Source organism: Chryseobacterium sp. P1-3, assembly GCF_000738495.1.
Taxonomy (GTDB): Bacteria; Bacteroidota; Bacteroidia; order Flavobacteriales; family Weeksellaceae; genus Chryseobacterium; species Chryseobacterium gallinarum.
The window spans coordinates 45,331-58,145 of the sequence record NZ_JPEQ01000002.1 but is presented as its reverse complement, the minus strand read 5'-3'; the positions used below and the strand labels follow the sequence as shown (position 1 = coordinate 58,145).

At 36.7% G+C, this 12,815-nt stretch carries 15 protein-coding genes, 1 tRNA gene and 1 pseudogene; 8 read left to right on the top strand and 9 right to left on the bottom strand.

Features of this window, described 5'->3' with window-relative positions:
• Positions 1-18: 18 nt before the first annotated feature.
• The gene (locus HX13_RS00895) at positions 19-1,290 is read right to left on the bottom strand and encodes an adenylosuccinate synthase (RefSeq protein WP_050019575.1); all 1,272 of its coding nucleotides are present in this window, start codon (positions 1,288-1,290) and stop codon (positions 19-21) included.
• A gap of 113 nt (positions 1,291-1,403) precedes the next feature.
• A complete protein-coding gene (locus HX13_RS00890) occupies positions 1,404-1,973 on the bottom strand; it encodes a Crp/Fnr family transcriptional regulator (RefSeq protein ID WP_050019574.1) in 570 nt (189 codons plus the stop codon).
• A gap of 146 nt (positions 1,974-2,119) precedes the next feature.
• Between HX13_RS00890 and HX13_RS00885 the strand changes: the two genes are divergently transcribed.
• From HX13_RS00885 to ligD, 6 genes are all read left to right on the top strand, one after another.
• Positions 2,120-2,662: a Ku protein gene (locus HX13_RS00885; protein ID WP_316931204.1), complete on the top strand. Its 543-nt coding sequence runs from the start codon at positions 2,120-2,122 to the stop codon at positions 2,660-2,662.
• A gap of 19 nt (positions 2,663-2,681) precedes the next feature.
• Entirely contained in the window at positions 2,682-2,906 is a 225-nt protein-coding gene (locus tag HX13_RS25840; protein WP_316931203.1) for a hypothetical protein, read from the top strand.
• Positions 2,906-3,487 carry a DNA polymerase ligase N-terminal domain-containing protein gene (locus tag HX13_RS00880; RefSeq protein ID WP_050019573.1) on the top strand — a complete coding sequence of 194 codons (582 nt, stop codon included), beginning with the start codon at positions 2,906-2,908 and terminating at the stop codon, positions 3,485-3,487. The genes HX13_RS25840 and HX13_RS00880 overlap by 1 nt, the downstream gene beginning before the upstream one ends.
• Positions 3,488-3,586: 99 nt before the next feature.
• Positions 3,587-4,330, top strand: coding sequence for a hypothetical protein (locus tag HX13_RS23080; protein WP_238554932.1), 744 nt, complete (start codon positions 3,587-3,589; stop codon positions 4,328-4,330).
• Between the two features lie 14 nt (positions 4,331-4,344).
• Complete coding sequence (locus HX13_RS23075; protein WP_410493095.1) at positions 4,345-4,572, top strand: hypothetical protein; 228 nt, start codon at positions 4,345-4,347, stop codon at positions 4,570-4,572.
• Positions 4,573-4,579: 7 nt separating this feature from the next.
• Positions 4,580-5,461 (top strand): non-homologous end-joining DNA ligase, encoded by an 882-nt coding sequence (ligD, locus tag HX13_RS23070; protein ID WP_238554931.1) that lies wholly within the window; start codon positions 4,580-4,582, stop codon positions 5,459-5,461.
• A gap of 188 nt (positions 5,462-5,649) precedes the next feature.
• Here ligD and HX13_RS00870 read toward each other — a convergent pair whose 3' ends face one another.
• The 5 genes and pseudogenes from HX13_RS00870 to HX13_RS00850 all read right to left on the bottom strand — a co-directional run bounded on the left by HX13_RS00870 (position 5,650) and on the right by HX13_RS00850 (position 9,489).
• The gene (locus tag HX13_RS00870; RefSeq protein ID WP_050019572.1) at positions 5,650-6,495 is read right to left on the bottom strand and encodes a mechanosensitive ion channel family protein; all 846 of its coding nucleotides are present in this window, start codon (positions 6,493-6,495) and stop codon (positions 5,650-5,652) included.
• A gap of 319 nt (positions 6,496-6,814) precedes the next feature.
• Positions 6,815-7,549 (bottom strand): SDR family NAD(P)-dependent oxidoreductase, encoded by a 735-nt coding sequence (locus tag HX13_RS00865; protein ID WP_050019571.1) that lies wholly within the window; start codon positions 7,547-7,549, stop codon positions 6,815-6,817.
• Between the two features lie 146 nt (positions 7,550-7,695).
• Positions 7,696-8,061, bottom strand: a complete 366-nt coding sequence (gene yajC, locus HX13_RS00860) for a preprotein translocase subunit YajC (protein ID WP_050019570.1) — start codon at positions 8,059-8,061, stop codon at positions 7,696-7,698.
• Positions 8,062-8,071: 10 nt separating this feature from the next.
• Positions 8,072-8,581, bottom strand: a complete 510-nt coding sequence (locus tag HX13_RS00855) for a DUF1573 domain-containing protein (protein WP_050019569.1) — start codon at positions 8,579-8,581, stop codon at positions 8,072-8,074.
• A 1-nt stretch (position 8,582) separates the two neighbouring features.
• Positions 8,583-9,489: pseudogene (locus HX13_RS00850) on the bottom strand (transcription antitermination protein NusB).
• A 92-nt stretch (positions 9,490-9,581) separates the two neighbouring features.
• On the opposite strand from HX13_RS00850, the gene HX13_RS00845 reads away from it, so the two are divergent.
• Complete coding sequence (locus HX13_RS00845) at positions 9,582-11,243, top strand: ABC transporter ATP-binding protein (protein ID WP_050019568.1); 1,662 nt, start codon at positions 9,582-9,584, stop codon at positions 11,241-11,243.
• Between the two features lie 99 nt (positions 11,244-11,342).
• Complete coding sequence (locus tag HX13_RS00840) at positions 11,343-11,678, top strand: DUF3276 family protein (RefSeq protein WP_027375472.1); 336 nt, start codon at positions 11,343-11,345, stop codon at positions 11,676-11,678.
• A 246-nt stretch (positions 11,679-11,924) separates the two neighbouring features.
• Here the strand turns inward: HX13_RS00840 and HX13_RS00835 are convergent.
• Both HX13_RS00835 and bshB1 read right to left on the bottom strand, forming a co-directional pair.
• A tRNA-His gene (locus tag HX13_RS00835) sits at positions 11,925-12,000 on the bottom strand.
• 35 nt (positions 12,001-12,035) lie between these two features.
• Entirely contained in the window at positions 12,036-12,755 is a 720-nt protein-coding gene (gene bshB1 / locus HX13_RS00830; RefSeq protein WP_050019567.1) for a bacillithiol biosynthesis deacetylase BshB1, read from the bottom strand.
• Positions 12,756-12,815: the final 60 nt, after the last annotated feature.

Below are 12,815 nucleotides of genomic sequence, written 5' to 3'. Positions count from 1 at the left end.
TGAAGTATATTGGTTTATTTATTTCATTGTTAAAATCTGCTCTCTTCCGGGCCCTATAGAGAGATACCCCACAGGAATCTCTAATTCTGCTTCCAGAAAAGTGAGAAAATCCATAAGTTCTCTTGGCAATTCAGAAACGCTTTTTATTTTTGAAAAATCAGCTTTCCAGCCGTCCATCCATTTCAATACAGGTTTAGCATTTTCAGGAAGTGCAGAAGCGATTGTTTCAATACTACCATCTTCCGATTCATAGTGGGTACAAACAGCCACCGATTTCAAACCCGATAAGACATCAGCTTTAGTGAGAACCAGCTGAGTAACTCCATTGATCATTACCGCATACTTTAATGCCGGCAGATCCAGCCAGCCTATTCTTCTCGGACGTCCCGTATTAGAACCAAATTCATTCCCTTTCATTCTGAGCTCATCCCCAAATTCATCTAAAAGTTCCGTGGGGAATGCTCCGTTTCCAACTCTGGTACAATAAGCTTTTGCAATCCCGTAAATATCACCGATCTTTTTAGGTGAAACACCTAAACCGCTGCTGGCCCCTGATGCCGTTGTTGAAGAAGATGTTACATACGGATAGGTACCGTGATCAATATCCAGCATGGCAGCCTGAGATCCTTCTGCCAGTATTTTTTTACCTTGCGACAAGGCTTTATTAAGATAAATTTCAGTTTCCGTACAATTGAAATTCTTCAGAAAATCTACTGCATCAAAAAATTCTTTACTGATCTCTTCTAAAGCAGGCAGTACAATCATTCCTTCATCTTTCAGCATCCTGTAATCTCTTTCCAAAATATGCTGGGCCCTGTTTTGAAAATCAGAAAAAAAGATATCCCCTACTCTAAGATTCTGTCTTAATATTTTATTTGAATATGCCTGGGCAATACCATTCTTCGTGGTTCCGATGGTAGTGTACGCCGGATTTTCTTCCATAAAAATGTCCAGGAGCCTGTGAGTAGGCATTACCAGATGTGCTTTTTTCGAAATGATGATATTATTTTCCGGTTGAGCGGTTGTATCAAATATCTGAAGATTCAGAATTTCTTTTTTGAAACTTACAGGATCAATAACAGTACCTGTTCCGATAACATTCTGTACCTCTTTCATAAAGATCCCTGAAGGAATCATTTTGAGTGTGATTTTACGTCCGTTTCGTTCTATGCTATGTCCTGCGTTAGCTCCACCGTTAAAACGGGCTGTAATGTCATATTTTTCGCTGATGAGATCAATAAATTTTCCCTTTCCTTCATCTCCCCACTGCAATCCTAATACAATATCCATATATTTAATTTTATAATGCAAAGCTATGGCAGTTTGAAAGGCAGGCCATTGTCATTTGACAAAAACGCTTTTTTATCAAATACTATGATTTCTTTATTGAATTCCTACTGATACTATACAATATTTCTCCTGATCCTGCTTAATGATGAAGGAGTAACCCCAAGGTAAGATGCCAGCATTGACTGTGGCACCCTGTTGGCGAGCCCCGGATAATGGTTTAAAAAATGGATATAACGGGATTTGGCATCCTGATTCAGCATAATACTGGCCACCTTAAGTTTATTTTCTGCTACAAAACCATGAATCCTGGCAAACAGTACCGGCCATATAGCGATCTCTCTTTCCAGCACTTTAAAGTAATCAAGATCTATCACGAGCAAGACCGAATCCGTAATTGCTTCAATATATTCATGAGCAGGAAGCTGATCCGTAAATCCCTGAAAATCTCCGATAAATCTCCCTTCATAAATAAAATACCGGGTAAAATCATCCCCTTGTTTATTATAATACAGGGACCGGAATACCCCTTCTTTCACAAAAGCAATTCTTTGGCTCACTTTCCCGGCTTCTACAAAAGGTGTTCCTTTCCGTATCTTTATTTCCTGAATTCCTTTAGCAATCAAAAGCTCATCCTGCTCATTGAGAATACCAAATTTTCTGATGTAATTAAAAAGTTCTTCCATGCTTTGTTTTATCCATAGATTGTCGGAAGATAAAGGTATTAAAAGTAGTTTGTAAATACAATTGTCATTTGGCAACAAAGCACATGAAAGACACTTCTCCTTTTCTAACGGCATATTAATTGCTTGATTTTTAAAAACGTAAGACAATGAAAGCAATTTGGAACGGCGCTATTGGCTTCGGTTTAGTAAACATTCCCGTAAAAATTTATTCTGCTACAGAAACTACTAAATTGGATCTTGACATGCTCGATAAATCCGATTTTTCCAACATCAGGTTTAAAAGAGTCAATGAAAATACGGGAAAAGAAGTAAAATGGGAAAATATCGTTAAAGGTTATCTCATGGATGATAAATATATCGTTCTTGATGAAGAAGACTACGAAGCAGCAAGCCCTGAAAAAACAAAAATACTCTCTATTGATCAATTTGTAAAGGAAGATGAGGTAGATAGTGTATATTTTGAGACTCCTTATTATCTGGAACCCCAGAAAAATGGTGAAAGTGCCTACAGGCTTTTATTAAAAGCCCTCGAAGAAACCGCAATGGTAGGTATTGGTACTTTTGTTCTTCGTGATACTGAAGCTATCGGAATGATACGTCCTTATAACGATGAAATACTGGTTTTGAACCGTTTGAGATTTGATCAGGAAATCCGGGATTATGCAGATTTAAAAAATTCCTGCCCGTAAAGCTCCTAAACCTGCAGAATTGAAAATGGCCGTGAGTCTTATAGAACAGCTTTCCCAGGAGTTTGATCCTACTATGTACAAGGATACTTATTCTGACGAACTGCTTAAGATCATCAAACAGAAAGCAAAAGGCAAAAATGTTAAAGCCAGAAAGACTGAAACAGCAAAAGAAGGTAAGGTAATAGATCTTATGGCTCAATTAAAAGCAAGTCTCAATCATTCCAAATCTAAATCCGCATCGTAATGGCTCTTAAAGATTATCATAAAAAACGGAAGTTCGATGAAACAAGCGAACCTAAAGGGAAAACAAAAAAAAGTAAGAATAAGCTGATTTTTGTAATCCAGAGGCACGCCGCGACAAGACTTCATTATGATTTCCGATTGGAAATGGAAGGAGTATTAAAAAGCTGGGCCGTGCCTAAAGGCCCGTCGTTGGATCCCAAAGATAAAAGATTGGCCATGATGGTAGAAGATCATCCGTATGATTATAAAGATTTTGAAGGGAATATACCTGAAGGCAACTACGGAGCCGGACAGGTAGAAGTCTGGGACAGCGGAACCTATGAGCCCATTGAAGTAAATGGCAATAGCTCTGATGAAAAAGAGTTGCTGAAAGAATTACATGAAGGCTCCCTAAAATTTATTTTACATGGTAAAAAGCTGAAAGGAGAATTTGCTTTGGTTAAAATGAAAAACTCTGAAGAGAACGCCTGGCTTCTGATAAAACATAAGGATAAATATGCAGAAAGCCCGTATGATGCTGAAGAAAACACCTCTCCGAAATCAAAGGTGACTCAATTTTTTAGAGGAAAAAAAAAAGCCTGAAAAAAAAGCGAAAAAAAAGAAGTCGTAGTTTCTGAAAAGCCTTTCAAAAGCTTCAATACTTTAACGAATGAAAAGAAATTAAAAGGATTTATCAGACCTATGCTTGCTAAACTTACTGAGAAAGCATTCGATGATAAAGACTGGATCTTTGAAATAAAATGGGATGGCTACAGGGCCATTGCTGACCTGAGGCATGATCAGCCTCTCTTCTATTCCCGGAATGGAATTTCATTCTTATCGAAGTTCGACATGGTAAGCCGGGATTTTATCCATCAGAAACACCAGATGATCCTGGATGGAGAAGTGGTCTTGTATGATGATCAGGGGAAACCTAACTTCCAGCTTTTACAACAAATACAGGATAATCCCAACCCCGCCCTCGTTTACCAGGTTTTCGACCTGCTATGGCTGAACGGACATTCTACGGAAAACCTTCCCCTTATTCAGCGGAAGGAACTTTTAAAAGAAGCTCTTGTTGAAACCGATACTATTAAATATTGTGATCATATTCCGGAAAAGGGAATTGATTTTTTTGAACAGATGAAAAAAATGAAACTTGAAGGAATGATCGCCAAACGGGCTGACAGCCTATATATCGAAAATCACAGGACAAGCGACTGGCTTAAAATCAAATTTTCCAGCACAGAAGACGTTATTATCTGCGGCTTTACAGCTCCCAGAGGCTCGCGAGAAAGTTTCGGAGCTCTTATCCTCGGAAAATACATTGATGGAAAACTGACGTATTGCGGCCATACGGGAACGGGTTTTAATAATACTTCTTTAAAACAGCTTTACGAAAGACTCCGGAAGCTGGTCATCAAAAAACGTCTCCGTTTGAAATAATTCCTAAAACCAATATGCCGGTAACCTGGACAAAACCGGAACTGGTATGTGAAATCAAATATTCCGAAATTACCAAAGACGGTATCTTCAGACATCCCGTTTTTGTAGCCGTCCGTGAAGACAAATCTCCTGAGGAAATTACAGATTCACCCATCAACGAAAAACCAAACGAAATGAAAGCTAAAGCACCTTCAAAAAAAAACGAAAGTCTCAGAAAAAGAAAAAGAAATCACCCTGAATAAACATATTGTGAAACTGACCAATCAGGATAAAATCTATTTTCCGGAAGATGGCATTACTAAAGGGGACGTCATAGAATATTATCAATCTGTAGCCTCCTATATTTTACCTTATCTGAAAAACAGACCTCTTTCTCTCAACCGTTTTCCCAATGGTATTGAAGAACAAAGCTTTTATCAGAAAGATGCCGGAGAACATATTCCCGACTGGATCCAGACAACACAGGTGTATTCGGAATCCAATGATAAGTATATTGATTATATTTACTGTAATGACAAAGCAACATTGGCTTATCTGAACAACTTGGGCTGTATTGATCTTAATCCCTGGAACAGTTCATTACCCGATCTGGAGCATCCCGATTATCTGGTGCTGGATCTTGACCCTTCCAAAAAGAATACTTTTGATGATGTGATCGAAACGGCTCTTCAGGTCAATGAAGTTTTAAATTCCATTACAATAAAAGGCTATTGCAAAACTTCAGGAAGCACCGGAATCCATATTTATATTCCGATGGGAGGAAAATATGATTTTGACCAGGTAAAAGATTTTGCACATATTCTGATGAAACAGGTCAACGAAAAACTTCCTAAAATCACCACCTTGGAAAGAAGTCTGCAAAAAAGAGATCAGAAGAAAATTTATCTTGATTATCTTCAGAACAGAACCGGACAAACCCTGGCCAGCGCTTACAGTTTGCGACCAAAGCAAGGGGCATCCGTATCAATGCCTCTGGACTGGGATGAGCTTAAGCCAGGGGTAAAGCCCACAGATTTTAATATTCATAATGCACTGGACAGGATCAAAGATAAAGGTGATCTTTTTAAACCGGTACTGGGCAAAGGAATTGATATGATGAAGGCACTGGAATTATTACAGAATATAGAATAATTCAAAAAGCTTATCCTCATTATTTGTCTGTTATTAAGCTGTTCCAATGATAAACTCTTGAAGTTAAAGGGTTAAAATCCCGATTTTCTCTTGGTATCTAACCCCAGGAAAAGGAATATGTCATTCTTATAAAAATCCTGCATCAGATAATGCAGGATTTCTTATGATCATTATTACATATTGTATAATTACTTATTATAAATATGAACATCTCTTTGGGGAAAGGGAATACCAATTCCGGCTTTATCAAGAGCTTCTTTACAATCTATGATAAGTTCTTCGTTCATGGACCAGAAATTTTCAGAAGTGGTACTTACTCTTACTGATAAATTTACGGCACTGTCTCCAAGCTCAGTTACCACTACCTGTGGAGCAGGTATTGCTAATGCATATTGATTATTTTTTATAACATTCATCAGAATTTCCTTGGTCTGCTTAAGATCAGCATCATAGGCAACTCCGATATCCAGAGAAGTCCTCCGGGTTCCCAGCTGCGTAAAATTCGTAATGCTGTTATTGGAAACAACACCGTTGGGAATAACGATCAAGTGGTTTTGAGGAGTCACCAATCTTGTATGAAAAATATCAATGGATTGTACAGTCCCTGATACTCCGGAATTGGTAGAAATAAAGTCTCCTATTTTAAATGGTTTTAATAATAAGATAAGGATTCCTCCTGCAAAATTGGTCAGGGATCCCTGAAGTGCCAAGCCTACTGCCAATCCCGCAGCACCAATCATTGCTACAAATGCAGAAGTCTGTACACCTAATTGAGTAACAACTACGATAAAAAGCAAAATATTAAGCCCCCAATTGATAATATTCAAAAGGAAAAGCTGTAATGAAGCTTCCATATTACGTTTTTTAAAGCCTTTTTCAGCAAGCTTCTTGATCATCCTGATCAGCCATGATCCGATCACATAAATCAATAAGGCAGAAATTACTGCCGTAATAATCCTCGGTGCCCAGGAAATAGCTGAAGATAATAACGTGTCCCAATGTTGCTGAATCTTGCTCAATTCTAAATCATCCATCTTTATTATTAATTTTACTGTTTTTGTACGAAATATTGATTATTCATTCTTTTACAGTAGGCGTTTAATATAAAATTGAGCTACTTATGGATAGTCATTACAATACATCAACCTTAACTTTTCTGTTAAAGTGTATAGTTATTAATTGTAAATAGATTGATTACGGAACAGGTTGCCCTGTTTTACTCATGATCATAAAAAACCGAATCTTACTGAAAAGAAATAATCGCTTCTACAGTAACAAAAAAAATACCGAAGTTCGTTTTTTGGAAAATTTAACACTCATATTATGTTGTAACAATAAAATGTCATACCCGATTTAAGGAAGCTTTGCCACTAAACTTTCCGGAAGTATTTTCAGGATAAAATAAATAATTTTCCATTTAAAATTAGGAACAATGGTAAAAGAATTTCCGGCATTGACAATAAATTTGGCTACATAATCCGGTTCCATGATCAGGGATTCATTGAGCTGTAATCCTTCGTTAATCTTTGTTCTGATATAGCCGATAACCAATGCATTGACGGTTATTCTTCTGAAAGCAAGCTCTTGCCTTAATCCAGCCAGATATTGGGTAAATGCAGCTTTTGTGCTTCCATAAACAAAATTGCTTTTCCTTCCTCTGACCCCGGACAATGAGGAAAGCCCGATAATCCGCTCCAGGTTTTTATTACTCTGATCCATTGCAATAATATTCAGAATAGAGACTCCTCCCATGTAATTAACCTCCATCATTTGCTTTGCCCCTTTAAAATCAGTTAACGCCTCCTGGTTATCTACGAGAAAACCGGCAGCATATACCACGATGTGAGGTTTTGCAGGAAGCTGGTTATAAAATGACTGATGAGAATCAAAATCTGCTGCATCAAAATACAAAACGGTGATCTTTGACGGATCTAAATGACTGGCTGCCACAAAATCTTTCAGAGATTTTGTATTTCTTGAAGCAGCTATCACCGAAAATCCTTTTTGAATGTACTGCCTGATACATTGTTTTGCTACATCTGAATTAGCTCCCAGAATAAGAACAGTTTTGTTTGTGTTTTGATTCATGGGACAAAGATAATTTTTATTACACGTTAATCCATGAATGTCTTACAATAAACACAAAAACAGATATATGGTTTTTTATTTCTATAAAAAAACTTCGGCGGGTGAACTTTGTTCACCCGCCGAAGCTATCTGTTTTTCAAACTGAATTATTTCTTTTCTTCAGTTTCTGTTTCTTTTTTATCAGTTGGCTTTTCAACATTTTTTGCTTTATCTCCGAAACGGCTTTCTGTCATTTCCCTGGAAACAGCTGCTTTTTCGAATTTCAATTTTCCGGATAACGTTTCAATCACAAAACCATCATCCTGTATCTGGGCAATTCTCCCGTGAAGTCCGGATGTAAGCACAACTCTTGTTCCTACTTTCAGGTTTTCCTGAAAATTTTTCTCCTGCTTCTGCTTTTTCATCTGGGGTCTTATCATAAGGAAATAAAACCCTACAAACATCACACCCATCATGATCAGCATCATTGATGAAGAACCTTGTGGCTGTGCCTGTAAAAATAATGTCAACATATTTTTAAAATTATGGTTGAATGTTCGCAGTGAACGTTAATTTGATTGGAGATTTCTCTACGTTTGCATAAACATCTGCATATTTCTGAACGTTTCCATCGAAGCTTGAAGAATCAAAATGCAAAGTAATCTTTCCTTTTTTACCTGGCATGATAGGCTCTTTTGTAAAGTCAGGAGCTGTACATCCGCATCCCGGTTTTACCTCAGAAATAATCAATGGATTTTTTCCTGTATTGGTAACTTCATAGATATGCTCTACCTTATCTCCTTTTTTGATTTTACCAAAATCGAAGTTGCTTTCAGATAAAGCAACAGTAGTGGATGGCTGATTAGAAGCCGGAGTTTCTGGTGTAGTTCCTGCTACAGGAGCTGCAGTAGAATCTGTGGTTACCGGAGTGGCAGCAGCAGTAGAATCAGTAGCTACTGCTTCAGAGCTTTGAGTTTCCTTGTTCTCTTTTTTACATGAAACTAAACCAAAGCCTATGATTGACAAGGCGATAATTGATAACGTCTTTTTCATTTTATATTCTATTTTGATCTTTACAATATTTATCTAAAATACCATTAATGAAGATATTTGAACGGTCCGTGGCAAATACTTTAGCAATTTCAATATATTCATTAATAATTACTCTTGAAGGAGTGAAAGCAAAATTATCAAGTTCAGTAATCGCTGTTGACAAAATCACTTTATCCATTAAAGAAACTCTCTCCAGATCCCAGTTTTCCAATCTTTCTTCCAATTTTTTCTCATTGTTTTCCCAATTGTTCAGGGTATCTCTCAACAGCTTTGCAGCAAAGGTCTTATCATCCTCATCTTTAATCATCTTAATTAAAGTTCTGCTTTCTTCATCTTCTCTCAGGAATCCGATTGTTTTTTGTACCATTGAATTCGCAATATGAATATCATCATACCATGAAAGTTCCTTATCCCCTAAATAATCATGAAAATCTTCATTTTCGGCAATATATCTCAAAAATAATTTCCCGATGAATTTCTGATCTTCTTCAAAAGAATAGGTGTCTTCTTTCATAAAATCCTGATAACGTTTTCCGGCAGTAATTCTCTGGAAGGTTTTTACCAACAAATCATCGTGCATATCCCATTTCAGTTGCTTATGCTGACCTGTAAAGAATAATCTTTCCGGATTTTCTTCCAGCTTAATGAGTACCTGATTGTTGATAAATTTCTGGTTAGGATTAATATCAGCATCAGTTTTAAGATATTTGTTTTTACCAATTTCAATTTGATGTTCTGCCAATTCTTTTAAGGCTACTAAAAAATTGAGCTCATAGATATAGAGATAATAGATTTTCTCTATTCCAGTGAACATGTTTTTCTCTAAAACATCAAAATTTTACAGGATTCTGATAATATGAATACACTGTTTGTACTACTTTTTCACGGATTTGTCGTCTTCCTAACATTCAAAGAGCTTTTTTTATGCGTGCAAAGATACAAAATTTAAAATTGATGAAATTCGTAGTATGACGACATTTTTGTAATTTTGTAAAACTATATGAAAGCGCTAAAAACCTTAAACCCTTATTTTTGGAAGCACAAAATACTATTGTTTTGGGGGGTATTATTCATCATTGCCAGTAATTTTTTCAATATTTATAAAGTTCAGTTTGTAGGAAAATCAGTAGATGAACTTACAAAAAATGAAAACCTTGGTTTTAATCAGCAGGTTCTCACCTATGTCGGAATTATTGTGGGTTGTTCGCTTTTAACCGGATTCTTCACTTTTATGATGAGGCAGACGATTATTGTAGCCTCCAGAAGAATTGAATACGAACTTAAAAATAAAATCTACAGGCATTATCAGGATTTATCATTAACGGATTATAAGCAGACTACCATCGGAGACCTGATGAACAGGTTAAGCGAAGATGTCGTTGCCGTAAGAATGTATCTGGGACCGGGTGTTATGTATGTAGCCAACCTTATTGTTCTCGTTCTGATTACAGCTATTTATATGGTAAAGACGGATGCTTCCATGACGCTATGGACTTTGCTTCCGCTTCCGATTTTATCTTACGCAATTTATAAGGTAAGCTCTATCATCAATAAAAAGTCGAAAATTATGCAGAAAAGCCAATCTGCAATATCCACTTTTGTTCAGGACAGCTTTTCAGGAATCCGTGTGGTAAAATTCTTCGCGAGAGAAAAGTATATTGAAAAAAATTATGGTATTAAGGTTACGGATTATCAGGATAAGGCTTTAGATCTTGCTAAAACAGAAGCCTATTTTTTTACCATTATTTTATTTGTAATCGGGTTGTTAAATGTTGCCATCATTTGGATTGGAGGTGAAAAATATATTGCCGGGGAGTTGAGTATCGGTAAGATTGCAGATTTCTTTATGTATATCAATACCTTGATTTTCCCATTCTCAATGGTAGGCTGGGTAACCTCTGTGAATCAACGGGCAGAGGCATCAATGCAAAGGATTAATGAATTCATGGATAAAAAGTCTGAAATCGTGAATACCAATTTCGAGACTTATCCTATCAAAGGAGATATTGAGTTCAGAAATGTTTCTTATGTCTATCCTAATACGGGGATCAGGGCACTGGATAATTTAAGCTTTTCAGTTAAGGCAGGAGAATCATTAGCTATTATGGGAAAGACCGGAAGCGGAAAATCCACAATTGCTCTGCTTTTATGCAGATTAATAGATCCTACCGAAGGAGAGATATTGATTGACGGTAAAAACCTGAAAGAGCACAATCTGGATAACTACAGGAATTTTATTGGATATATCCCACAGGAAAGCTACCTGTTTTCTGATTCTATTGAAAATAATATAGGTTTTGCCATTGATAAGCCTTCCCACGAAAAAGTGGTAGAATATGCTCAAATTGCAGATGTCCATAAAAACATTATTGAATTCAAAGAGCAATATAAAACACTGGTGGGTGAACGCGGAGTAATGCTTTCGGGAGGACAAAAGCAAAGAATTTGTATTGCCAGAGCCCTGATTAAAGACCCCAATATCATTATTTTTGATGATTCTTTGTCTGCTCTCGATACGGAAACAGAACAAAATATCCTGGAAAATATTGACCGGAAAATCAGCAATGCTACATCCATAATTATCACACACAGAGAGTCTAGCGCTCAAAAAGCACACAAAATTATCAACCTCACAGAAATTGCCAATTCTGTAACCGCTTAGCCGTTTCGTTTCCAATTGTTAAATAAATCATAAAAAAAATTTTGTGATTAAAAGAATTCTTTTATATTTGTTCTTAACAAGATTAAAAAATATCTAACAATGAGTGAATACAAGGAACGCCATGAAAATGAGATTTTCACGAAGGTGTTAAAAGCAGGAAGAAGAACTTATTTCTTTGATGTGCGCGAGACGAAAGCAGGAGATTATTATCTTACAATTACCGAAAGTAAGAAGAATTTCGGAGAGAATGGGGAAGCCACATTCGAGAAGCATAAAATTTACCTTTACAAGGAGGATTTTAAAAGTTTCCAGGAGATGTTTAATGAGTCCACAGATTTCATCATTAATGAAAAGGGTGAGGATGTAATTTCAGAAAAACATGACAAAGACTTCAAGAGCAGATCTTTTACCATTGATTCTGACGACGAAGTTTAAAAAAAAGAATATCTAAAAACACAAGCATCTGAAAAAGGTGCTTTTTTTATGCAACGTCAGGTACAAAATATTGCATGGGATTTCATCTAATTACTTTTGCTCCTGATCCCCGTTTTTCGTTTCCGAAGGGAAGAGTATGAACGGATATTGAAAAAATATTGTAATGAAAACAATAAAAGCCGGATCTACTTTTATCTAAAATAAGAACAAAATAAAAAAGTACACTTTCAAAAAGTGTACTCTCTTGGGTGAATGATGGGTCTCGAACCCACGACCTTCGGAACCACAATCCGACGCTCTAACCAACTGAGCTACAATCACCGTTTTCTGAGTGCAAATATAGGACAATTTCCTCAACTACCAAACAATTCCGTCAAAATTTTTCAAAGAAATTAACTTTTCAGATGTAAAGCCCTCAGCATAAGTTACTCCCGATAATCGCCCCAAATCCTGGGCGCGGTAAGTTAAGCTCTCATAAAAATCTTTTGTGGTAATAGGAGTTTCAGGTTCCTTTGAGTTTGGATCATAAAATTGGGTTTTATAGGCCATACAGGCTGCCAGTTTTTTATCCAGATATTCTGAAATGTCTATCACAAATTCTGGTTTGATATCTTTCCATTGGATATAATGAAAAACATGTTTTGGCCTCCAGGCTTCCTGGTTTTCTCCCTCATCTACTGTTTCAATTTTTCTCAGCCCGGATAAAAAGCACGCATCCGATACTAATTTTGCGCCTTTTGCATGATCCGGATGTCTATCATCAATTGCATTGGCTAAGACGATTTCAGGCCGGTATTTGCGAATCATTTTTACGATCCTCATCTGATATTCTTCAGAATTCACCAAAAAGCCATCCTTCATTCCCAGGTTCTCCCTCGCAGAAAGTCCCAGGATTTTGGCTGCATCTGCTGCCTCAGCTTTTCTTGTTTCATCAGTTCCTCTAGTTCCCAGCTCTCCCCTTGTAAGATCTACCACCACACATTTTTTACCTTCTGAAACCAATTTGGCAATGGTTCCTCCACATCCCAGCTCTACATCATCAGGGTGTGCTCCAAAAGCTAATATATCTGTTTTCATAGTACCAAAGATAACTTTAAAATAAAAACTTCCCAAACATTAAGAATGGGAAGTTTTAAT